The sequence below is a fragment of the Parasphingorhabdus cellanae genome (assembly GCF_017498565.1).
Classification (GTDB): domain Bacteria; phylum Pseudomonadota; class Alphaproteobacteria; order Sphingomonadales; family Sphingomonadaceae; genus Parasphingorhabdus; species Parasphingorhabdus cellanae.
Genome location: NZ_CP071794.1, coordinates 2145236 through 2167827, shown reverse-complemented (window position 1 = coordinate 2167827; position 22592 = coordinate 2145236). Strand labels below are relative to the sequence as shown.

The following is a 22592-nucleotide window of genomic DNA, read 5'->3' as shown; positions in this document are numbered from 1 at the left end:
TCATTGTCCTTCTTGTCCTGCCTGTTCGGCTGCTTTTTTCTTCGTCAGCATGGTGATCTTGTCGCGGTCCACTGCGCCGGTCACCCATGCCAGCACCGCATAGACAAGACCGCCCGCGCTGACCAGCGCTGTAATCGATCCAATCCGTTGCCAGATATTGCCGTCATAAAGGCCTTCGCCCAGCGGAACGGCATAGATCAGCACCATTGCCATGCCGAGCGCTGAGAGGGTGATCCGCAAGATGCGCAGCAACAGCGACAGTTCAATTCGATAATGACCGCGCCGATGCAGCATGGTGTAGAGCATAGTACAATTGCACCAAGCCGCCAGCGCCCCCGCCAGTGCGAGCCCATAAATACCGTAAATCGGTATCAGGATGAGGTTCAACGTGATGTTGATTAGCAGTGATATGCCAGCGGTATAAACCGGCGTCCGGGTGTCCTTGCGCGCAAAAAAGCCGGGGATCAGGACTTTGACCAGCACATAGGCGGGCAGTCCGATGACCAAAGCGGCGACCACGCTGGCGGTCGTCGCGCCGTCGCTGGCCTTGAAATTTCCGCCGACATAAAAGGATGTGACCAGCGGTCCGGCGGCAAAGAACAGGGCTATCGCAGCGGGGATTGTGAGTAGCATTGCCAGCTCAATCGCGTTGCTTTGCAGGCGCTGTGCGCCCCCCGGATCATCTTTGGCAATGAAGCGGGAAAGGGCAGGCAGAATGGCCGTGCCGAGCGCGATTCCGATAATACCAAGCGGTAATTGATTGAGCCGATCGCCCATGGCGAGATAGACGAAGCTGCCTTCTGGCAAGCGGCCGAGGAAGAATAGGTCGATAAATCGGCTGATCTGATAAATACCTGCACCAAAAACCGCAGGCAGGATCAGTACTCCGAGCTCTTTCACATCAGGCGTGAATTTTGGTCTTCTAATCGCGAATGAAAATCCCGCTTTACGTGCCCAGCAATAGAGCCATAGCATTTGCAGCAGCCCCGATATCGACACCGCGAAAGCGAGAAAATAGGCCGTCTGGCGGGGATTAGCACCACCATCAATCCATAGCGCGATCAGCAATGCGGTGATCTTGCAGATGTTGAGCATGATCGGTGCGGCCGCCGCAGCCGCAAAACGGCTGACGCTGTTGAGGATCGCTGCGAACAAGGTCGTGATGCTGATGAGGCCAAGATAAGGAAAAGTTATCCGGGCTAAGCTGATGGAAAAATCGCTCGTCCGGCCACCTTCACCGAAATCATCAATGAACCAGATAATCGCGGGCATGGCCAGCATCATAACGGCCGAGAAAATCAGCAGGATCGGGACGAACACCGACAATACATCAATCGCAAAATTCTGCGCGGCAGAACGTTGTTCATCTTCTTCCATCTTGCGGTTGAAGAGAGGAACGAACGCCGCCGAGAACGCACCCTCGGCAAAGAGCCGGCGGAAGATATTGGGGAGTTGAAATGCGAGCTGCCAGGCATCTGCTGCTGCTCCCGCACCGAGCACGCGCGCGAGCATGATATCGCGCACGAACCCAAATATGCGGCTGACCATCGTCAGACCGGCAATGATTCCAGTAGATTTTAGCAGATTCACCGGCGTGCCCTGAAGCGAACCTGCAGCATATTCATGCCCTCGAAGGCGTTATGCTCAGGCGTTGCCAACCGGTTGTTCTCCGGATTGCATCGCGGCCTGCTGCTCCCGCTGTTGCATGTAGAGGGCCGTGAAATCAATCGGCTCAAGCATCAGCGGCTGGAATCCGGCATCGCGGACTGCGTCGGAAACAATCGCGCGCGCAAATGGGAATAATAGCCGTGGTGCTTCGGCAAATAGAAACGGATGTGCCTGTTCATCGGTGACGTTACGCAGACCGAAAAGACCACAATAAAGCAACTCAACCTGAAACGCTATTCCTTGGTCTGCCTTAGCAACAACGTCGATTTTTAGTTCAACTTCGTTCACTTCGTCAGATACTGGCTTGGAACCAATATTAAACTGTACGTCAATCTGCGGTTGGACTTCCCATTGATATACATCTGGGGCGTTGGGGTTTTCAACCGACAAGTCCTTTACATATTGCGAGATAACACCAATTTTTGGTTGATTATCGGCGCCATTGGCTGCGGCTTCCGGTGTTGTAATATTATCATTCTCATCAGCCATCTGGCTCATCCTTTCGGGAAATTACGTATAGTAAGTTAGGGAGCATTCTTACGCCCCGTTTGCAGCGCGCCTAGCAGGGGATTAAAGACAGGGCAATGCCCCAAATATGTCGGCCCTTGGGGTGAATAAGTGGCTGACATCAGTAATATTCCGTAAGGCCATATTCACAAACTTGCGGCTAAACCGGTCGATATTCGCTCCCCACAGCACTCAATAGCTTGTGAAAGACGCGCCAAATAAGAGAAAGCCATTTGAAACTGGCGCAGTTCCTGCCTATGTAGGAGGGAATTGAGATATTGGAGATATCGTGACTATCGAGATTGTTCTTTTAGCGATGGTAGCTGCTTTTTTGGGCCTGCGCCTTTATTCTGTTTTGGGAAAACGTACCGGCCATGAGCAGGAACATACCCCCCGTAACGTAGAGAATAGCTTGGATAAGCGTCCTCAGGACCGAGCTGCCCATGATGAAAATCGGGATAGCCCTATTCCCGACATCGTACCGGCTTCCTCCGCGCCTGCACCGCAGCCCACGATGATCTATGACGCTGCTGCCGAATCGGGCATGCGCGCGATCATCAATGCTGATCGCAATTTCGACGCTGGACGTTTTGTTGAAGGCGCGAAAGCGGCCTATGGCATGATTTTGGAAGCTTTTTGGACGGGAGATCGTGAACAGCTTAAAGAGTTGTGTGACGATGATGTCTACGAAAGCTTTGTCTCCGCGATTGAAGCGCGTGAGAAAAATGGCGAAATATTGGAAAATCGCCTCGTACGGATCGAAGAGGCGCGGATTGCCGACGCCGATTATGATCGCCGCGTTGCACGGATCACCGTACGCTTTGATGCGGATATCGCAGCTGTAGTGAAAGACAAGGATGGCAAGCTGATCGGCGGATCGCTGACCGATGCGGTTGATACGCATGACGTCTGGACCTTCATGCGCGATCTTTCCAGCGCTGACCCGAACTGGATCCTCGACGAGACGGACGAAGCGTAAGTCCTGCGTGGGCCATAATATTATAATCATGAAAATCGGAGGATTTTTGGGCGCAATGACGCTGCTGAGCGCTTGCTCGCTGTCTATCATTCCTGAAGGTGCGGCGCGCGGCGCACCTGCTGGAAACGGAGAGTGGGTGCAGGGCGACGTTCCGGCCCAATCTCCTCAATCAGGGCCGACACGCGCTGCGGTCAGGCAAGCACCCGTCCAGCAGACGGCGGGTACGATTGAAGCTGTTGACTCTGAACAGATCACCCCGGTTTCCGATGATGACACCCGGGCCACGGGAGCAGGTATTGCTCTAGGCCCAGATATTCCATCGCTGAATTTGCAATCGGACAAAGCCACTGCTGCTCTCAAATCTTTTCGCACCAGCTGTTCCTCGCTAGTTCGTCGCACCGACAATAGCGGTTTGACAGAGGGCGAGGATTGGCGACAATCCTGCGAGGCTGCCAAAGCTTGGCAGGACAATGACGCGCGCAGTTTCTTTGAAGGCTATTTTGAAGCGGTGCAGGTTGGCGATGGCAAAGCCTTTGCGACCGGTTATTTTGAACCACAGATTCAAGGGTCACGTGTCCGGAGCAACGTCAGTCAGGTGCCGATTTACAAGCGCCCATCCAACCTGCTTGATGTCGATCTCGGCCAGTTTTCGGATGGTCTGAAAGACAAGCGCATAAGAGGCAAGGTAGATGGCACCAAGCTAGTCCCATTTGAAGAGCGCGCGCAAATTGATGATGGCGCGTTGCAAGGCAAAGGTCTCGAACTCGCCTGGGCGTCGGATTATATAGAGTTTTTCTTCCTGCAGATTCAGGGTTCTGGCCGTGTCGCCATGCCTGATGGTTCGGTTATGCGGATCGGCTATGATGGACAGAACGGCCGCGATTATACCGGTATTGGTCGCGTGATGCGTGAGCGCGGGCTGCTTGCCGACGGCAAAACCAATATGCAGGGCATTATCGAATGGCTGCGTGCCAATCCTGAAGAGGGGCGCAAGATCATGCGGGAGAATAAGAGCTATATTTTCTTTCGCGAGCTCACCGGGCCCGGTCCGTTGGGCGCGATGAGTCATCCGGTGGTCGGCCGTACATCGGTCGCTTCTGACCCGAAATTTGTCCCGCTCGGCGCGCCGGTTTTCCTCGATATGGATCATAATATCGCGGATGGCCTTTGGGTTGCGCAGGATACCGGTGGCGCGATCAAGGGATCAAACCGGTTTGATACATTCTGGGGCGCAGGCGAAGAAGCAGCGCAAATTGCCGGCGGTATGTCTTCCCGCGGACAGGCATTGATCTTCCTGCCCAAAGGTAGCGTTGCCAAGCTACTTCAAAGCCAGCAAGGCAATTAGGCCGCATGTCTGACCGGCCCCTTACCGCCGGTGAAAAGGCGCTATGGCAGAAAGTCATCGAAACGGTAAAGCCGCTGGATGAGGCACGTGTGAGTCGGGTGAAAGCGCTACCTGTTGCGAAAAAGCTGCCAGAGCGACGTGGACCAATTACGGCGGAAAGTTTTGGCGGTGTTTCGGCCAAGGCGATACCGTTGAAGGAACAGGTTGCTGTTCCAGAAAAAGCAGGCCTTGATGGCCATTGGGACCGGCGCCTGAACAAGGGCGTTGTCCAGCCTGACGTTACCATTGACCTGCATGGTTATACATTATCATCAGCGCATGGGCGCCTGGATAGCGCCTTGGAACTCAGCATAGCGGCAGGCCATCGCGCGATCTTACTGATCACCGGCAAAGCGCGCAGCGAGGAACAACGGCGGCGTGAAGGCGGGCGCGGGGCGATCCGCGCGGCGATTTCGGATTGGCTGGCGGCATCTCGCCACGCTTCCCATATCGCGGCGGTCCGACGCGCGCATCCGCGTCATGGCGGGGCGGGGGCGCTTTATATTATTTTGCGAAGACGGCGATAGTAACTAGCTAAGCGCGCGTTTTACAACCAGCGCATAGATTTTTGCCAGTTGATCGAGATCATCCACCGCCACTGCTTCATCCAACTTGTGCATGGTTGCGTTACAAAGGCCAAATTCCACCACTGGTACAATTTTCGACAGGAAGCGCGCATCGGACGTGCCGCCCGTGGTGGACAATTCCGGTTCCACTCCGGTCACTTCGGTAATGGCCTCGCCAATCAACCCCGACAACTCTCCCGGAGGGGTCAGAAACGGTTCACCGGAAATAATCGGGTTCAGCTCACCGCCGTTACGCTCTACAATTTCGCGCACCAGCCCGCTTAGACTATCTCCGCTATGCTGGTCATTAAACCGGATCGACAAACGTCCTTCGGCTTTGGCAGGGATAACATTATGCGCCGGATTGCCAACGCTGAGGTCGGTAAATTCGATGTTGCTCGGCTGAAACCAATCGGTGCCTTCGTCCAGCTGGAGTGCGTCAATTTCGCTCAAGATAGTACCGAGCTTGGTGATCGGATTGTCGGCGAGATGAGGATAGGCAACATGGCCTTGCGTGCCATTGACGGTGATCCACATATTGACCGATCCGCGCCGTCCAATTTTCATCATATCGCCGAGCTGGTTCACTGACGTGGGCTCTCCAACAAGGCATAGATCAGGGGTAATGCCGCGCTCTGCCATCAGATCCATCAAAGCGACTGTGCCAAAGCGCGCTGGTCCCTCTTCGTCACCGGTGATGATCAGGCTGATCGTCCCGAGGTCGCTAGGCAGGCTGTGCAAGGTGCTGACAAAGGCGGCGATGCTGCCTTTCATATCCACCGCGCCGCGTCCGTGTAGTAGATCGCCTTTGACTTTGGGAACAAAAGGGTCACTGCCCCAGCCTTCGCCGGGTGGAACGACATCGAGATGTCCCGCGAAGGCAAAATGGCGTGCGCCTTCTGGACCTCTGCGGATGGCGAAAAGATTCTCAACCGCGCCGCCAAGACCCTCGTCCTCGGGCCTGTCACCGGCAATGAAGCGCGACACCTCAAACCCTAAGGGTTGGAGCATCGCTTCCATTTCGTCAAACACGATACCGGTTGCAGGCGTGATGCTCGGGCAGGCGATCAGCCGCTTGGCCAGCTCGAGGGCGCTATTGTCGCTCATATTGTGGTTCAGCCTCTTGCCGCTTCAGGTGCATCAAAATGTTCGATTACCCATGGTTCTTCTTCGGCGGCCTCCATCCACTGAACCATCCAGTCATGGCCGAGCATGGTATCCATATAGGATGCGGCAAAGCCGGGAACCTGAATTCCATAAGTCTGGAACCGTGAAATAATCGGTGCATACATGATATCAACCGCACCAAACGTACCAAATAGAAACGGCCCGCCACCGCCAAAGCGCGCCCGTGCTTGTGCCCATAGCTGCATGATACGGGCGGCATCCTGAACCACCTCTAGCGTGAATTGAAGCCCTTCGAAGCGCTTGCGAGTGTTCATCGGGCACTGTTTACGCAGCGCCATAAAGCCGCTGTGCATCTCGGCAGCCATCGAACGGGCCATACCACGCGCTGTCTCATCTTTGGGCCAGAAGCGGTCGCGATGGGTTTTGTCGGCGAGCCAGTCGATGATCGCGAGACTGTCCCAGATCACGCTTTCGCCATCCCACAAAATGGGGACCTTGCCGCCGGATGGCGCAAAATTTTCGCTAACCCGCATCTCATCCCAATCCTCACCATAGAGCGGCACGGTGAGCTCTTCGAACGAGAGCCCGGACTGTTTGCAGGCGAGCCATCCACGCATGGACCAGCTGGAATAGGCTTTGTTTCCGATTATCAGTTTCATAAACACATACCTAACGCACTCGTCATTAGAGCGGAAGCGGGAATCTTATATCCTGATATTCGCGATATTTATGAGGAAAGTTACGCTAACTGGCATCTGAACCTATATCTGAACGGCTTCGAGCACCGCCATGCGCAGTGCGTCAATGCCCTGCTTTTTCTCCGAAGAAGTGATGATCAATTCGGGATGTGCGGCCGGATGCTTTTTCGCCGCAGCAATGACTTTTTCTTTGGTCGCCTCCAGCTCGGTGGTTTTCACCTTATCAGCCTTGGTCATCACGATCCGGTAGCTGACAGCCGCTTTGTCGAGCATCTCCAGCACATTTTCATCGGTATTCTTGATCCCATGGCGCGAATCAATCAGCACAAAAGTGCGCTTGAGCACTTGCCGCCCGCGCAGATAATCGTTGATCAGGTAGCGCCACTTCTGAACGACTTTTGGCGGGGCTTTGGCAAAGCCATAGCCCGGCATGTCGCAGATCCGGAAGATCGGCGGCCCGTTTGAAGTGTCCCCAATGTCGAAAAAATTCAGTTCCTGCGTCCGGCCCGGGGTATTGGATGTCCGCGCGAGCCCGTTGCGGCCCGTCAATGCATTGATTAGCGACGACTTGCCGACGTTAGACCGGCCCGCAAAGGCAATTTCCGGAGCCGTCGGATCCGGTAAGAATTGTAGCTGCGGTGCAGATTTCAAGAAAGAAATCGGTCCGGAAAAGATTTTTGGGTGCAGTGGTTTCATAATATCGATCCGTCGTCCTGAACTTGTTTCAGGATCTAGTATTTTAGTCGCGGCATCCACTGTGCATCCTGAGTCGAAAGACCACCGAAGGTAATCAAGTTCAGGACGACAAACCCGGAGCAGGGGGGCGGCCTAGTTGGTTTTTGCCGCTTTTTCTTCTTCTGCTTTCTTGGCCTTTTCCTCAGCATCCTTGGCCATTTGCTCTTTCAGCTGTGGATGGCGCGAATAGAGCCACTTCTGCTGCGCAATGGTAAGGACGTTGGAAACGGTCCAGTAAAGCTGCAGGCCAGCGGCAAAGGGCGCCATGATGAACACCAAAATCCACGGCATGATGCTGAAAATCTGTTGTTGCATCGGATCCATTTGCTGCGGGTTCAGCTTGAACTGATAGTGCATCGTAATGCCCATCAGGATCGGCAAGATACCCACCGCGAGGAAGCTCGGCGGATCAAACGGGATCAGACCGAACAGGTTGACCGGCGTAAGTGGGTCGGGCGCAGACAAATCCTTGATCCACAGTGTGAATGGTTGATGGCGCATCTCGATCGAGAGCATCAACACTTTATAGAGCGCAAAGAAAATCGGAATTTGCAGAAAAATCGGCAGACAGCCAGCCAGCGGATTGACCTTCTCATCCTTATACAGCTTCATGATTTCCTGCTGCTGTTTCTGCTTGTCTTCCTTATATTTTTCCTGAATTTTCTTCATCTTCGGCTGCACAGCGCGCATTTGAGCCATCGAGGCGAACTGCTTTTGCGCAATCGGGAACATAATCCCGCGCACGACAAAGGTCATCAAAATGATCGCGACACCAAAATTGCCGGAAAATTTAAACAGCCAGTCGAGCAGATAGAAAAGCGGTTTTTCAAACCAGTAGAACCAGCCCCAATCGACTGCTCGGTCGAGCAAGGTGATGTCATATTGCTCTTTATAGGTATCGAGCAGCGCGGTTTCCTTTGCGCCCGCGAACAGGCGTGTGGTGGTCTTCAGCACTTTGCCGGGCGCAATGACTTGCGCATTTTCGCGGGCAATTTGCGCTTGATAAATGTCGCCGCTACCCGCGCGGAACTTGGCTTCGACTTTAGCATTGCTGACGGGAATCAAGGCCCCGAGCCAATATTTGTCGGTGAAGCCAACCCAGCCCTTGGTTGCATCGGCTGCTATACCGTTGGTGCCTGCTTCATCGACATCTTCATAATCGGTGTCGAAATTAGCGATACCATCAAACACGCCCATCGGACCAATATGGATGGTCCAGCTATCCGCTTCGCCTGGCGGGACATTGTCGAGATCGCGCACGCGGCTGAGTATGCCAAAAGGGTTGAGCGCAATTGCGTTTTCGCCGCGATTGGTAACGCTTTGCTCTGCGGTGATCAGATAATTTTCATCAATGGATAACGTGATTGCGTAGGTCTGTCCGGTTTCATTGGCCCAGCTTAGTGTAACCGGCGTTTCCGGTGTCAACTTGGCCTTGTCGGCTGTCCATACGGTTTTGTCGTCCGGCACAGCCACGCCATCTCCGGCCCAGCCAAAGCGGCTGAAATAGGCGTCTTTGGTACCCGATGGAGCGAATAGCCGCACTGGCGGGCTGTCTTTCGCCAGCTCCGTGGTGTGATCGGTCAGCGTCAGATCATCAAACCGCGCGCCCTGCAGGTTGATGGAGCCTTGGAGCCGCGGTGTATCAATCGCGACACGAGGATTTTCGGCGAGTACGACCGAAAGCTTGCGGATGGTGCCAGCCGCCGCATCCGCGCCGATTGCAGCACTGCCCGGTGTCGTCGAAACAGCGGGCGCGGAGCCATCTGTCGGTGCCGCGGCCTGATCATTGCCTGGGCTGTCGGCTTGCTCGACCGCTTCATTCTTGTTCACCATGTCAGGGAAAAATGTTTCCATCAGTACCGGCCAGCCAAAAAGGATGATGCCGGTTAGCAAGACCGCCATGATGATATTACGCTTGTCGTCCACTGTTTTTCCTAAATTCTGGCTTAAAGATTGATGTTACACCAAGCAAGACTAGAGCAGCCCTGTTCCATTGCCTCTATATATTAATGCGTTCAAGGGACCGGATCATAACCAGAGCCCCCCCACGGATGACAGCGCAATAGCCGTTTCGCGCCCAGCCAGCTACCCCTAATTGCACCGTGTTTTTCGATCGCTTCGATCGCATAGGCTGAACAGGTTGGGCTGTACCGGCAAGTCGGAGGCAAAATACGCGACGGGCCCCATTGCCAGCAGCGTACGAAGAAGATGAAAATCGCCCTCAGCATGGTTTTTAAAGTTTTTTCGCGAGATGTTTCAGCGCTTTTTCCAGATCTGTTTTTATCGCAGCGAAATCCCGCTCTTTATCTTGTTTGCGGCCTTCCTTGCGGCCGATCATGATATGATCTGCGCCGACTATACCATATTGTGGGAGCAATTCAGCGAGCAACGCTCGAAACCGCCGCTTCATCCGGTTGCGGGCCACTGCATTACCGATTTTTTTGGTCACTGTAATGCCATAGCGGATGGTGTTGGGGGCTATAGCATGCTCTGCGCTTCGCTTATGGGCCAGCAGAACAAAACCAGGCGTTACGAATCGCTTGCCGCGATTCGCTGCGAGAAAATCCGGACGCTTCCGAATCACTTCAATGTTGATGGGTTGAAGACGCGGATCAGTCACCGCATCATCCTATAATCTGCCGGAGCAGATGCTTCAGGCAGACAGCTTGTTGCGGCCACGCGAACGACGGGCAGCCAGTATTTTACGGCCTCCGACAGTTGCTTTGCGGGCGCGGAAACCATGGCGCCGTTTACGGACCAGGCGGCTCGGTTGAAATGTGCGCTTCATCGCGTTTATCCTACGTCTAAAATTTCGATAAAAAAGGCCGCCATAAGCTGCGGCCGTCTTGTTGTCGCTGCGGATAAGTGTGCAGCCGCGGAAAGTCAAGCATTAGGCTGAGCACTCGGCAAAAAAACTGGCAAAAAAACTCAGCTTTCGGACTTGGTCTTCACCTTGCCTACAATCGGCAGTTCAAAATCATCGGGCAACTCTTTGTGCCGTTTGCGGCGCATCGCCCAGTCGGTCCATTGGCCATATTTCGGAAAACGCTGCTTGAAATCGACGTAGCGTTTCTTCGCCCAGCGCGAATTTTGCAGCACCAGCGCCAATCCTAGTGGGAACATAATGATGAAACCGGGTCCCGGAATAGCGCCGACAATGGGCGACAGGATCATCAGCGTAAAGCCGAGCACCGAAAGCGCGAATCGCGATCCCGATGTATATTTCCTCCGTTTTTTACCCAGTTTCTCGTCCATATCCACTTTCATACGTTCTATGTGATGCATCGCAATGCTACCCGCAAGCCGGGTTGTCGAAGAAATCACGCTGCTGGTCGATTATCGTTCCAATTTATGCATATAGCATGAATGGAAGACGGAGCAGAATCGCCGTTTCCGTACATCTGTTATTGGATATTGTGGCTAGTGCAGCAGCTGGAAACGCGCCAGATCATTGCGGGACAGTTTGAGCTGTTCGGCAAAAGGCACGCTGTTGGTCAGTGCGTAAAAAGCCTGAGCCTTGTCAGCCGGGATACCCATTTCCGTATAATAGCTCAGATATTCCGAATGAACCGGATCATCTGGAGGATAGTCATTGGCCTCTCTGCCATCTTCATCCATCCAGCTGTGGACGACGAATTCCGCGCCTTTGTCAGCGGTATGTCTTACTCCCGCGAGGAACAGTTCGACTGCACCAGACCGTACGGAGCCGTGTGCCGGTACATGTGTGCTAATCCCGGCGTGGCGAATTTGTCGAGCCAAACTCAAATTCGCGGCCTCATCCACCGAACCGTCACAATCGATCATCTGTATCCGTTTGATGCCAGGATGCTGTTTCAGCATCTGTCGAAACAACATTGGAGAATCGCTATCAACCGTGCCGGACATTTCCGCTGTGTCTGATGAGACTACTCGAAAAGGACCATAGCGACCCAGCGTTTGCAAAGAAGGCGCGGACGTCCAATCTGAAGACCGTTCTGGCGCGACAATCGTATATTCGAACGTTTCGACGGTTTCGGTAACGGTAATGCTGGAACCCGCCGCCTGGGCTGGCCCGGCCGGCAGCAGGAACAAGGCGGCAGCTGCAAAGATGATGGTCAAAAGGCCACTGGCCCAGGACCCCTTGGCGCCCTGATGATCGGTATCTTCGTTATATATCCGCAGTTCCATGAAGCTGTTTCTGCCTGATAGCTGTTGCGAAAAGATAGAAACCGTTGGTTTACATAAAGTTAACTATGATTGCGGGTGGTTTTGACGGTTCCGGCCAAGCCTTCCTTCCCGCTCGACTCTTGTGATTCGCCTTGTCACTGTCACGGGCTACAACAAGGAAATAAGGCGTTTGAAATGGTAGCACTTGTCTCCACTGTGGCCTATTTGGGTCTGGAAGCACGCCGAGTGGAGGTGCAATGTCAGGTTGCCCCGGGACTGCCTGCCTTCAATGTCGTGGGCTTGCCCGATAAAGCCGTCGCCGAGAGCCGAGAGCGAGTTCGCGCGGCGATTGCGTCCATGGGCCTGTCATTGCCGCCCAAGCGAATTACAATCAATTTATCCCCGGCAGACCTGCCGAAGGAAGGATCGCATTACGACTTGCCGATTGCTTTGGCGCTGCTTGGCGCAATGGGAATTATCGATGCAGAGACTTTGGCAGGTTATGTCGTGGTGGGTGAACTATCATTGGATGGGCGGTTGGCGGCTACGCCAGGAGTTTTGCTCGCCGCTTTACACGCATCGGGCGAGCATCTCGGGCTGATATGTCCCGCTTTGCAGGGGCCCGAAGCGGCTTGGGCCGGTGATGTGGAAATATTGGCGCCAAATGATCTGCTCGCCTTGCTCAATCACTTTAAAGGTCAGTCCGTTTTAAGCTCGCCGGATCCCGGAGCCGCCCCAGAGCCTGACCACGGACCGGATCTGAAAGACGTAAAAGGTCAGGAAACTGCCAAACGCGCGCTAGAGATTGCGGCGGCAGGCGGACATAATTTGCTGATGAACGGACCGCCCGGTTCGGGCAAGTCACTATTAGCATCCTGTTTGCCGGGCATATTGCCGCCCTTGTCGCCGGCAGAGGCTCTGGAAGTTTCGATGGTCGCCAGTGTCGCAGGTACGCTGGAGGGTGGGCAGATGAGCCGGACCCGTCCCTATCGCCATCCGCACCACAGCGCTTCGATGGCCGCTTTAGTTGGTGGCGGATTGAAAGTACGCCCGGGCGAGGTGAGCCTCGCCCATCTCGGCGTGTTGTTTCTCGACGAGTTACCGGAATTCCAGCGCGCGGTGCTCGATTCGCTGCGCCAGCCGCTCGAAACCGGGGAAGTTAGTGTGGCGCGAGCCAATGCCCATGTTACCTTTCCGGCGCGGGTCCAGATGGTCGCCGCTATGAATCCTTGCCGCTGCGGGCATCTTGGCGATGCGGCTCTGGCCTGTTCGCGCGCGCCCAAATGCGCTGCGGACTATCAGGCGAAAGTGTCTGGCCCGCTGCTAGACCGGATCGATTTGCATATTGAGGTGGAAGCTTTGTCTGCGGCCGATCTCACCATGCCGCCGCCTGCGGAAGGGTCTGATGTGGTTGCGGCAAGAGTGGCTGAAGCCCGGCACTTGCAGCGTCACCGCTATGCCGACCTTGATGCCAGGACAAATACAGAGATTGACGGTGATGCGCTGGAAAAATTTGCGACACCAGATGAAGCGGGACGACAATTATTGGCCCAAGCTGCTGAAGCCATGCGCCTCTCGGCGCGCGGCTATACAAGAGTTTTACGCGTATCGCGGACAATTGCCGATTTGGCAGGCGTGAAGCAGATTGGGCGGATTCATGTAGCAGAAGCACTAAGTTACCGCCGCCAAGCACCGCGCAATTAGCACGTAGGCCTTTAAATCAGCCTACCAAAGCGGCAATATCAATCGGCCGGCCATTACGGCGCAGCTCTACGGTCACATTGGGATTATTCTGTCCGGACCGACCCACTGGCGCGCCTTGCACAAGCTGATCACCGACTTCTGCATTGGTCGTCGCCATATTGGTTATCAGGCTGGTCCAGTTCGCATCATGTTCGATGATCATGATATTGCCATAGCCGCGATAGGGACCGGAGAAGGCGACCCGGCCAGCTGCCGGCGCGACTATCTGCGCGCCGGGATCCACAGCTATGGTCAGCCCGCGCGAGCGATAGCCGCTGTCGGATATCTCACCCAGTCCAGTAACTATTTCCCCGATTACTGGCAATCGATAGGCATTGGCAATATTGGCTTTACGTGCCGGGCTGGGTGCTGGCTCGGCACCATTCTGATTCGGCCGTAATATTGGTCCGTCGAGCCGGGCTAGCGATTCGCGTACTGCACCACTTTCGCGAATCTGGTCCATCAAATCGAGTATATCGCGCGCCTCTTCGCCCAGCGCCAATGCGCGGTCCTGTTCCAGACCGGCATCGTCGGAAAATTGAAGGGTTTCGACGCGTTCGTTGGCTTCCAGCCCGGACAGCTGTTTGCGCCGCTGCGTTAACTGCAGCTGGCTTTCGTTCAAAGAAGCAATGGCCCGTGCAGACTGGGTCCTCAGCTTTTCGCCCTGCTGAACCTCGCTGCGCAAGCTTTCTGTGCGCTGCTCTATCTCGGGAATCACGGTAGACATGATCGAACGGATATAGATGAGCTCGTTTAGCGACCGTGGTTCCACCAGGGCCAATGCAGTTGGCTTGCGCGTCATCATTTGTAAAGCAGCGGTCAAACGAACCACCGGTCCTTGCTTTTCAGCCAGTCGGGCACGCTGGCGTTCTTGCAACCGTTCGACGATCGCGATGCGCGCCCGCGCTGCCCGAATATCGGCTTCTGCCGCCTGTATGCGCGCTGCCAGCGCGGCGGCTTCGCCGTTGACCCGGTCAGCTTCATTTGTTGCGGCCTCTGCTTGACGGCGTAAGGCATTGCTGCGTTGCCGGGCTTTTTCTGATTGCTCGCGGGCAGAAACCAGCGCCCGCTGTTCCTCGTTCAGTGACGGCCCGGGGGTTTGTGCAGGCAGTGCTGCGGCACAAAAGGCACCTATCGCGGCCAGACCGAAAAGGATGAAAAGCCAGCGGAGCATGCTCTAGCCCTCCCGATGATAGGGATGATTTGCGATGATGGCGGTCGCGCGAAATAACTGTTCGGCAAGCATGGCGCGAGCCATAAGGTGCGGCCAGGTGGCTTTGCCAAATGAAAAGAAATGGTCTGCGCTATTGCGCTCTTCGTTAGTCAAGCCGTCCGCTGCACCGATCAGAAAACGTGCCTCCCGCACACCATTGTCACGCCAGCCATTCAGCACTTTCGCAAAAGCCTTTGATGTCCAGTTTTCGCCCGTTTCATCGAGCGCAATGATTTTCGTTTGGTCAGCAACCTTTGGCGTTTTTCCGCCGTGCTCGGGCAGCTCGCTCAGCTGCACGTCCCAGCTGATGCGTTTCACATAACGGTCCACCAGCTCCTGCTCGGGACCGCGGCCAACCTTCCCGCGAGCGACTATATGGAGCCTCATGATTAACTAAGCCGCCGTGCCTAGGCTTCCGCCGTCTCTGCTTCGGGTGTGTCTTCTTCGCCAACGGCCCACATACGCTCCAGATTATAGAAGCTGCGCACTTCGGGACGAAAGAGATGAATGATCACATCACCAGCATCGATCAAGACCCAGTCGGCATTGGCCAAACCTTCAATTCGTGCCTCGCCGCCTGCCTGCTTGACGCGCTCGGCCAGCTTTTGCGCCATAGATGCGACTTGCCGGGTCGACCGTCCTTCAGCGATAACCATATGGTCAGCAATATTGCTTTTGCCTTCTAGCGCAATCGTCACAATATCCTGTGCCTGATCATCGTCTAGCGATTTCATCACGAGAGCATATAGGGCATCTGATTCGGCCTTTCCTTCTTTCGAAGTAGCGGGTTTCAGTGCTTTGCTTTTCGATTTCGTCAATTCAAATCCTATCAATCTGTCTGGCAAACCAATTTACGTGTCACTGCGTCGCGAACGCAGCGATCTGCATATTGTTTGTGCCAATGGGGCCGGGCCATCCGGATCGCGGTGGCCGAGCGGGGGTCGGGACGATAGCGCAAGAATGTCAGCGCTGGCGTACTCCAGTTAGTCCAGTTCATCCGCTGGTTCGCAGGCCGGACGGAGCGCTGGAACCATGCCATTGCGGGTGCCGCAAAAGCATCATCATCATAGCCGTGCCGCGCGATAACTGCAATCGGCAATAAACGGGCTATTTTCCGCCAGTCTTTCCAGCGATGAAATTGCGCGAGATTGTCTGACCCCATGATCCAGACAAATTGCCGCTTCGGATAGCGTCGGACCAGCGCCCGCAACGTATCATAGGTATAGCGGGTGCCCAATTCGCGCTCGATCGCGGTGGGCCGGATCGCGCTACGCCGCGCCATTTTCTGCGCTGACGCCAGCCGCGCGCCAAGCGGTGCCATGTCGCTGGCGTCTTGTTTCAGCGGATTGCCGGGAGAGACCAACCACCACAGCTCGTCCAGCGCCAATTCCTCCATCGCGAACAGACTAATCGAACGATGCGCGCCATGCGCAGGGTTGAAGGAACCACCCAATAGGCCTGTAGTCTTCATCAAAATGCGGACCACGATTTCCAAGTACCGACCGCATAGAATAATCCATAAACCAGCACAATTGCCGAACTCCAGATGGCAAAACCGTTGATCTTCTCGGGAGCCAGCAAAGTCATTGGCAACAGTACCAACCCGCGTGTCAGATAGATCGCGCTTATGGCGATGAGTCCGGCTCGGAGCAGTGGCGGCTTCCATACCAGTCCAGCACCAGCAAAGGCGAACCAACTCCAGATTGCCAGAATAGCTGCAATTCCGATGGTTATCAGGGTCGGGTAAAGCGATCCTTTTTCAGCCATCCGGGCCATATCTTCACCTGCTCCAAAAAATCGGTACCAATCCGGTCCTCCGATAATGACACCAATATGCAGGAGGCTCGCCAATAAACTCAACACCCCGCCAACAACGAGCAACTTTTGGCCGAAATCCAGCGCTGCAAGCATTATGGCCGAACCTGTCCGGTTCCGCGCACTACCCATTTGTAAGTGGTCAATCCTTCAAGCGCGACCGGACCGCGTGCGTGGAGGCGGCCGGTTGAAATGCCAATCTCTGCGCCCAAGCCAAATTCTCCGCCATCGGCAAATTGGCTGGAGGCATTCCACATGACGATCGCACTATCGGCACGTTGGATAAACTGATTGGCTACTGATTCATCTTCGGTCACCACGACATCGGTATGATGCGAACCATGGGTAGCGATATGGGTCAGTGCCTCATCAATCCCGCCGACCATCCGTGCCGACACAATGGGCGCGAGATATTCCGTGTCCCAATCTTCTGTTTCAGCCGATACCGTCCGGGGATCAAGCTCCATAATCGCATCATCCCCGCGCACTTCACAGCCTTCGTCGAGCAAGGCGCGCAACAAGGGGCCAGGTGCGGGATAATCCTGATCGATCAGCAATGTTTCCATCGCCCCGCAGACGCCGGTTCGGCGCATCTTGGCATTGACCGCAATGGCAATGGCTTTGTCCGGGTCCGCCGCTCGACCGATATAGGTATGACAAATGCCGTCGAGATGCGCGAGAACCGGTACACGGGCCTCTTCCTGCACGCGCGCAACCAGGGATTTGCCGCCGCGCGGAATGATGATGTCGATCAAGCCAGAGGCTTTTAGCATCGCCCCGACGGCCGCGCGGTCTGTCGTCTGGACCAGTTGAATGGCATCTTCCGGTAAGCCAGCAGAAGCAACGCCTTCGACCATCGCTTTATGGATGGCCCGATTGCTTTTAATCGCCTCTGACCCGCCGCGCAATATGACCGCATTGCCGGATCGAAGTCCCAACGCCGCCGCATCTGCTGTCACATTGGGGCGGCTTTCGTAAATGATGCCAATGACGCCAAGTGGCACCCGTACCCGTTCCATGATCAGACCGTTAGGCCGCTCATTTCGGTCGATTATGGCTCCTACAGGATCCGGTAGCGACGCCACTTGCTCGACCGCCGACGCAATGGCGTCAAGCCGCTCCTTGTCGATCATCAGCCGATCCAGCATAGCGTCACTCAGCCCCTCAGTACGGCCTTTTTCCATATCTTTGGTATTTGCAGCGAGAATTTCGGTCTCGTTTTCACGCAATGCTGAAGCCGCTGCGGTCAAAGCTGCTGCCTTTTGCTGGCTCGTCACGCTGGACAGGGCCGCAAAAGCAGCGCGTGCTCGTTGGCCCATATCGGCCATAAGGTGCTGATGATCACTCATGCGCATCTGCTAGCATGGCTATGGCTTTCAGATAAGCAAAAATCGGAGTCGATTTGGCGTCAAAATAAATGGCCAACAAAGTGATAAACAACACAAACGAATCGAAAAATTTCACTACTGTCGGTTAATTTTACATTAATTTTGCAACTCACCGCAGACCTCTTTCGACTCGTCACGACTCGCGTCAACAGGATTCGCTCCGTTAATAACCCTCTGCTACTCGCCGATCGGGGATTAGTAAGAGTAAAACGGGTCATGCAAATTAAAAAAACCAGGGAAGGGCTCCTTGCCCGATTGGATCATATGTTCACAGATCGCGAATTTTTCATGCGCGCAAATGGACAGGTTCGATTCCTTACGATTTCAGGGAAGTTGCAAAAGCGCGTCGCGATGATTGTGAGCGCTATTGTCGGCCTTTGGCTGATAATCACGCTGGCGATGACAGTTAATCAGCTGACCGTAACAAGTGAGCGGATGGCGCTGGCGGAAAAAGAAGCCGCAGTAAATAGCAGTCAGAGCCGGGTTGCCGAATATAAAAAATCGATTGACGGCGTCGCACAGGATTTGATTCAGCGTCAAGATGCCATCGAGCAGATCACACAGCAATTTATCGGTGAAGAAGCCGGTGCAGAAGCGGAAACGCTGACCGAGACCGAGAAGAAACTCTCGGAAAACACGAAAAAAATTAGCGCCGCGTTCCCGGAAGCCGCCGAGCTTGCGCGGCTTGAAGCCCGTCAAATTGCTTTTGCCCAAAGGCTCACACGGGCAGCGATGAAGCGCACGGAACGGGCCGAAGCCGCCATTCGCGAGTTCGGGCTTAATCCTAAAAAGTTCGCCGCATCTTCCACAGAAGCCGTCGGCGGTCCCTATATTCCTTTTTTTGCTGATGGTGAGAGAGAATTACACCCTACGCTGGAGCGTTTGAATAACGCCTTGTTGCGGATGGACCAACTGGAGCGGACATTGCTCACCATACCCTCCGCGATGCCAGCAGACATCACGATGATGTCGAGCGGCTATGGCTATCGCCGCGATCCTTTTACCGGCGGCGGCGCAATGCACAGCGGAATCGATTTCAAAGGACCGCATGGCCAACCGATATTGTCGGCAGCAGGCGGTAAGATTACCCATGCAGGCTGGAAGTCGGGTTATGGAAAGACGGTGGAAGTCACGCATGGCAACGGCCTGATGACGCGCTATGCGCATCTTTCCAAAATTCATGTGACCACTGGTCAAAAAGTGAAACAAGGCGTACAAGTGGGGGCTATGGGAAGCACCGGACGTTCTACTGGCACACATCTACATTTTGAAGTGCGGTTGAATGGCAAAGCGGTAAACCCCCGACCATTTCTGGAGGCAAATACAGATGTTCTCAAAGTCCAAGCCGTCGCAAGACAGCGAACAAACGCACCAAAGAAGCGTGCCGAAAAGTCAGGCTCCAGCCGTGGCTAGAAGCAGTGCAAGCAATGGATCAAGCTTCTCTGTCATCGGAGACGGCATTACCATAACCGGCAATATCGACGCGAAAGTCGATCTGCATATTGATGGCGAGGTCATCGGCGACATCAGATGCCTGTCGCTCGTACAGGGCCCATCCAGCAAAATTCAGGGTGCTATTATCGCCCAGAATGCCAGCCTTTCCGGCGCGGTCGAAGGCTCGATCGAAGCGGGCGATCTGGTGATCAGTTCCAGTGCCCGCATTGGCGGCGATGTTGCTTATGAAAATGTCACGATTGAACAAGGCGGCCATGTGGACGGCAAGTTCAAGCATAAGAGCGCCAAATCACCGAATCTGGCAAAGACAACCGTCGATATGGCGAAAAAGTCCCCGCCATTGGAACTGACGGCAGACGATAAGGCAGCTTAGGGCCCCATTTTAGCCGATTTTCGGGTTAAGTTTACAAAGTGTACAAGGTCCTGGGTGCTTCGCAAAGTGCTGGACCCGTGGTGCGCCGAATATTGCCTGGATCAGATTTTTCTGACCAAAGTTCACACACATCACACCTGATTGCTTGATGGGCTTCTGTGGTCCAGACACCCCAAGTAACGGCCGAAAAAGATCTGGATCTTATTTAAAATTGAGAAAGAGCAATCGGTAAATTATCATAATGCCTATCCTGTAGGAAAGCCCAGCGTCGTCATTGTTGGTTAAGGTGCTTGGCATTATTGCTGTTTCGCGCCTATATTCGAAGTATATTGAGACTCACAGGATTCCGATTATGAAAAAGCCGTTCTTGCAAGCCACTGCTCTGGTGTTGACTGTGGCGTTGTTACCCGCGACCACCTCCGCCATTTCTGCTGTTGATGCGAACACCTATCGCGAGATGGAACAGTTTATGAGCGTGTTTGATCGGGTGCGGACGGATTATGTCGATCAGGTGGATGACGCCGACCTCATCAAGGGTGCGATTAATGGCATGCTAGGTAGCCTCGATCCGCACAGCAGCTTTCTGGATGCTCGCGACTTTGAAAATCTGCGGACCCAAACGGACGGCAATTATGGTGGCCTCGGCCTGTCGGTGACGATGGAAGATGGCGCTGTCAAAGTGATTGCACCGTTTAAGGACACGCCAGCAGACAAAGCCGGTGTAAAGGCTGGTGATTATATTACCCATATTAACGGATCGCTGATTTATGGCGGATCGCTGGATGAGGCGGTAGAGGAAATGCGCGGCAAGCCGGGCTCCCCTATTGCGCTGACGATCGTTCGTCCAGGTCGTGACAAGCCTTTCGATGTATCGATGAACCGAGCCATTATTGATCTGAAGCCTGTCACTTGGGAAGTGAAAGACAAGGTCGGCGTGATCAGCATTAACAGTTTTTCAAATGACACCGGGGCCGATGTGAAGGCGGCAATCACCAGTATCGACAAATCGCTTGGCAAGAAACCGCTGGGCTATGTTCTGGATATGCGCTCCAATCCCGGCGGTCTGCTCGACGAAGCGGTCAATGTTTCTGATGTCTTCCTGTCGCGCGGTGAAATTGTCTCGCAGCGCGGCCGCGGCAAGTCCGATATTGAGCGTTATTTTGCGAAATCTGGCGATGCTGCCAATGGCCTGCCGGTCATTGTTCTGATTGATGCCGGTTCTGCCTCGGCCTCGGAGATTGTTGCTGGCGCGCTGCAGGATCATCATCGCGGTCTCGTTATGGGCGAGCGCAGCTTTGGTAAAGGATCGGTGCAGACCTTGCTGCCGCTGTCCAATACCTCGGCGTTGCGCTTGACCACGGCACGCTATTATACACCGTCTGGAAAATCGGTGCAGGAAGGTGGCATTGAGCCGGATATCATGGTTCCGCAGCTGTCCGACCCCGACTACAAAACCCGCCCGCGCTTCCGCGAATCCGACTTGCGCAAGCATCTGATCAACGAAGTAAAACTTGAAGATGATGTGCTGGAGGAAGATGCCAAGGATGATCCGCGTTTCACCGAAACAGCCGAAGAGCTTGAGAAAAAAGGCATTGAGGATTTTCAATTGCACTATGCTTTGCAGACCATCGGGCGTTTGGGACCGGATGGGCTGAAAGTGGCGATGAACAAGGCATCAGCCAAAAAGTCTGCAAAACCGGTCACCGCTAAAAACTAGGACGCCGGTTATGGCCCTTTCCCGTGCAGCCCTGTGGCTGTCCCTGATCATACCCTCTGCCTTGCTCGGCGGGGCATTGATCAGCGAATATGTTTTTGGTCTCTATCCGTGTGAAATGTGCATGTGGCAGCGGTGGCCGCATCTGGCCGCGATCATCTTCGCGCTGGGTGCGATAGCTGTGCGCGGCCGTAAATTATCGAAGTTTATTGTCGCGGATGCGGCACTGGCAATATTGATCAGCGGGCTGATCGGTGGCTTTCACGCCGGGGTTGAATATGGCTGGTGGGAAGGGATTACGTCCTGCGCGACCAACGTGCCTGCTGGTGGTGATATGCTCGATTCGATCATGAACGCGCCATTGGTGCGTTGTGATGTAGCGCCTTGGTCGCTCTTCGGTATTTCGCTGGCTGGCTATAATTTTCTCTTGTCTGTGGGCGGCGCAATCCTCATCTTGGTACTGTTGGCAAAGGGCCGAAAAGATCACGCCTGAAAGGACGCGCAAGATGGCTGAAGAAGCACTGGGAAAAACGAAAGCAGATATCGCATCAATGATCCGTGTCAATCAGGCCGGTGAATATGGCGCAGCGCAAATCTACAAGGGCCAGCTCGCCGTTATGGGTGATGATGCCCCTGATAGCAGCGCAATCCATCACATGGCGGAACAGGAACAGCGGCATCTGGATACTTTCGACCGGATGATTGTCGAACGCAATGTTCGACCGACGGTGTTGCAACCTTTCTGGAAAGCCGCTGGTTACGCGCTTGGAGCCGGAACCGCGATCATGGGGCCGCGCGCTGCAATGGCCTGTACCGCCGCCGTGGAGACCGAAATTGACCTGCATTATAAGGAACAGCTGGAGCAGCTGGAATCGGAAAATGATCCGGAGCTGCTCAGTAAGATTGCGGAGTTTCGCGAGGAGGAACTGGAGCATAAGCAAACCGCGATTGAATCAGGCGCGGAAGATACGCCGGGCTATCCTGTATTGAGTGCGGCCATCCGGCTGGGGTGCAAAGTGGCAATAGGGCTTTCAAAACGTATCTGACTGCATTATTGGCCTTCAGCGCGGGTTCATTCAG

26 protein-coding genes are annotated in these 22592 nt (G+C 54.6%); 9 read left to right on the top strand and 17 right to left on the bottom strand.

Translation table 11 applies throughout. The features are described from left to right. Both murJ and secB read right to left on the bottom strand, forming a co-directional pair. Nucleotides 1-1590 carry a murein biosynthesis integral membrane protein MurJ gene (gene murJ, locus J4G78_RS10300; protein ID WP_207986489.1) on the bottom strand — a complete coding sequence of 530 codons (1590 nt, stop codon included), beginning with the start codon at nucleotides 1588-1590 and terminating at the stop codon, nucleotides 1-3. A 54-nt stretch (nucleotides 1591-1644) separates the two neighbouring features. Then, the gene (gene secB, locus J4G78_RS10295; protein ID WP_207986488.1) at nucleotides 1645-2157 is read right to left on the bottom strand and encodes a protein-export chaperone SecB; all 513 of its coding nucleotides are present in this window, start codon (nucleotides 2155-2157) and stop codon (nucleotides 1645-1647) included. A 334-nt stretch (nucleotides 2158-2491) separates the two neighbouring features. Here secB and J4G78_RS10290 point away from each other — a divergent pair, with 334 nt between their 5' ends. From J4G78_RS10290 to J4G78_RS10280, 3 genes are read left to right on the top strand one after another with little or no spacing between them, the layout of a single operon-like run. Further along, nucleotides 2492-3154, top strand: a complete 663-nt coding sequence (locus J4G78_RS10290) for a Tim44/TimA family putative adaptor protein (protein WP_243457316.1) — start codon at nucleotides 2492-2494, stop codon at nucleotides 3152-3154. Nucleotides 3155-3209: 55 nt separating this feature from the next. Beyond that, nucleotides 3210-4499 carry a murein transglycosylase A gene (gene mltA, locus J4G78_RS10285; protein WP_207986486.1) on the top strand — a complete coding sequence of 430 codons (1290 nt, stop codon included), beginning with the start codon at nucleotides 3210-3212 and terminating at the stop codon, nucleotides 4497-4499. Between the two features lie 5 nt (nucleotides 4500-4504). Then, nucleotides 4505-5065, top strand: coding sequence for a Smr/MutS family protein (locus J4G78_RS10280; RefSeq protein ID WP_207986485.1), 561 nt, complete (start codon nucleotides 4505-4507; stop codon nucleotides 5063-5065). A gap of 3 nt (nucleotides 5066-5068) precedes the next feature. On the opposite strand, the gene dapE is transcribed toward J4G78_RS10280, so the two are convergent. From dapE to J4G78_RS10235, 9 genes are all read right to left on the bottom strand, one after another. Beyond that, nucleotides 5069-6211 (bottom strand): succinyl-diaminopimelate desuccinylase, encoded by a 1143-nt coding sequence (gene dapE / locus J4G78_RS10275; protein ID WP_207986484.1) that lies wholly within the window; start codon nucleotides 6209-6211, stop codon nucleotides 5069-5071. 8 nt (nucleotides 6212-6219) lie between these two features. Next, entirely contained in the window at nucleotides 6220-6891 is a 672-nt protein-coding gene (locus J4G78_RS10270) for a glutathione S-transferase family protein (RefSeq protein WP_207986483.1), read from the bottom strand. Between the two features lie 102 nt (nucleotides 6892-6993). Next, entirely contained in the window at nucleotides 6994-7626 is a 633-nt protein-coding gene (gene yihA, locus J4G78_RS10265) for a ribosome biogenesis GTP-binding protein YihA/YsxC (RefSeq protein ID WP_207986482.1), read from the bottom strand. Nucleotides 7627-7758: 132 nt separating this feature from the next. After that, on the bottom strand, nucleotides 7759-9591 hold the full coding sequence (yidC, locus tag J4G78_RS10260) for a membrane protein insertase YidC (RefSeq protein WP_207986481.1): 1833 nt from the start codon (nucleotides 9589-9591) through the stop codon (nucleotides 7759-7761). Between the two features lie 89 nt (nucleotides 9592-9680). Further along, nucleotides 9681-9893 (bottom strand): membrane protein insertion efficiency factor YidD, encoded by a 213-nt coding sequence (gene yidD / locus J4G78_RS10255; RefSeq protein ID WP_207986480.1) that lies wholly within the window; start codon nucleotides 9891-9893, stop codon nucleotides 9681-9683. A 5-nt stretch (nucleotides 9894-9898) separates the two neighbouring features. Further along, nucleotides 9899-10246 carry a ribonuclease P protein component gene (rnpA, locus tag J4G78_RS10250; protein ID WP_207990607.1) on the bottom strand — a complete coding sequence of 116 codons (348 nt, stop codon included), beginning with the start codon at nucleotides 10244-10246 and terminating at the stop codon, nucleotides 9899-9901. 72 nt (nucleotides 10247-10318) lie between these two features. Continuing rightward, complete coding sequence (gene rpmH / locus J4G78_RS10245; protein WP_207986479.1) at nucleotides 10319-10453, bottom strand: 50S ribosomal protein L34; 135 nt, start codon at nucleotides 10451-10453, stop codon at nucleotides 10319-10321. Between the two features lie 140 nt (nucleotides 10454-10593). Beyond that, nucleotides 10594-10989, bottom strand: coding sequence for a hypothetical protein (locus J4G78_RS10240; protein WP_207986478.1), 396 nt, complete (start codon nucleotides 10987-10989; stop codon nucleotides 10594-10596). A gap of 96 nt (nucleotides 10990-11085) precedes the next feature. After that, on the bottom strand, nucleotides 11086-11832 hold the full coding sequence (locus J4G78_RS10235; RefSeq protein WP_207986477.1) for an alpha/beta hydrolase: 747 nt from the start codon (nucleotides 11830-11832) through the stop codon (nucleotides 11086-11088). A 174-nt stretch (nucleotides 11833-12006) separates the two neighbouring features. On the opposite strand from J4G78_RS10235, the gene J4G78_RS10230 reads away from it, so the two are divergent. Beyond that, nucleotides 12007-13515, top strand: a complete 1509-nt coding sequence (locus J4G78_RS10230) for a YifB family Mg chelatase-like AAA ATPase (protein WP_207986476.1) — start codon at nucleotides 12007-12009, stop codon at nucleotides 13513-13515. Nucleotides 13516-13531: 16 nt separating this feature from the next. On the opposite strand, the gene J4G78_RS10225 is transcribed toward J4G78_RS10230, so the two are convergent. Genes J4G78_RS10225 through J4G78_RS10200 form a run of 6 tightly spaced genes read right to left on the bottom strand, consistent with a single transcriptional unit; the run spans nucleotide 13532 to nucleotide 17931 of the window. Next, entirely contained in the window at nucleotides 13532-14728 is a 1197-nt protein-coding gene (locus J4G78_RS10225) for a murein hydrolase activator EnvC family protein (protein WP_207986475.1), read from the bottom strand. Between the two features lie 3 nt (nucleotides 14729-14731). Beyond that, nucleotides 14732-15154, bottom strand: a complete 423-nt coding sequence (locus tag J4G78_RS10220) for a 23S rRNA (pseudouridine(1915)-N(3))-methyltransferase RlmH (protein WP_207986474.1) — start codon at nucleotides 15152-15154, stop codon at nucleotides 14732-14734. Between the two features lie 20 nt (nucleotides 15155-15174). Then, the gene (gene rsfS, locus J4G78_RS10215) at nucleotides 15175-15561 is read right to left on the bottom strand and encodes a ribosome silencing factor (protein WP_510621983.1); all 387 of its coding nucleotides are present in this window, start codon (nucleotides 15559-15561) and stop codon (nucleotides 15175-15177) included. Between the two features lie 35 nt (nucleotides 15562-15596). Next, the gene (locus tag J4G78_RS10210; protein WP_207990603.1) at nucleotides 15597-16238 is read right to left on the bottom strand and encodes a nicotinate-nucleotide adenylyltransferase; all 642 of its coding nucleotides are present in this window, start codon (nucleotides 16236-16238) and stop codon (nucleotides 15597-15599) included. Continuing rightward, nucleotides 16238-16678 (bottom strand): hypothetical protein, encoded by a 441-nt coding sequence (locus J4G78_RS10205; protein WP_207986473.1) that lies wholly within the window; start codon nucleotides 16676-16678, stop codon nucleotides 16238-16240. Before J4G78_RS10205 ends, J4G78_RS10210 begins: the two co-directional genes overlap by 1 nt. Further along, the gene (locus J4G78_RS10200; RefSeq protein ID WP_207986472.1) at nucleotides 16678-17931 is read right to left on the bottom strand and encodes a glutamate-5-semialdehyde dehydrogenase; all 1254 of its coding nucleotides are present in this window, start codon (nucleotides 17929-17931) and stop codon (nucleotides 16678-16680) included. Before J4G78_RS10200 ends, J4G78_RS10205 begins: the two co-directional genes overlap by 1 nt. A 255-nt stretch (nucleotides 17932-18186) precedes the next feature. Between J4G78_RS10200 and J4G78_RS10195 the strand changes: the two genes are divergently transcribed. The 5 genes from J4G78_RS10195 (at nucleotide 18187) to J4G78_RS10175 (ending at nucleotide 22558) form a co-directional block, all read left to right on the top strand. Continuing rightward, nucleotides 18187-19383: a M23 family metallopeptidase gene (locus tag J4G78_RS10195; RefSeq protein ID WP_207986471.1), complete on the top strand. Its 1197-nt coding sequence runs from the start codon at nucleotides 18187-18189 to the stop codon at nucleotides 19381-19383. Further along, a complete protein-coding gene (locus tag J4G78_RS10190) occupies nucleotides 19376-19798 on the top strand; it encodes a bactofilin family protein (RefSeq protein ID WP_243457053.1) in 423 nt (140 codons plus the stop codon). The genes J4G78_RS10195 and J4G78_RS10190 overlap by 8 nt, the downstream gene beginning before the upstream one ends. A gap of 352 nt (nucleotides 19799-20150) precedes the next feature. Beyond that, complete coding sequence (locus J4G78_RS10185) at nucleotides 20151-21515, top strand: S41 family peptidase (protein WP_207986469.1); 1365 nt, start codon at nucleotides 20151-20153, stop codon at nucleotides 21513-21515. A 10-nt stretch (nucleotides 21516-21525) separates the two neighbouring features. After that, a complete protein-coding gene (locus J4G78_RS10180) occupies nucleotides 21526-22005 on the top strand; it encodes a disulfide bond formation protein B (protein ID WP_207986468.1) in 480 nt (159 codons plus the stop codon). A 13-nt stretch (nucleotides 22006-22018) separates the two neighbouring features. Further along, nucleotides 22019-22558, top strand: a complete 540-nt coding sequence (locus J4G78_RS10175; RefSeq protein WP_243457052.1) for a demethoxyubiquinone hydroxylase family protein — start codon at nucleotides 22019-22021, stop codon at nucleotides 22556-22558. Nucleotides 22559-22592: the final 34 nt, after the last annotated feature.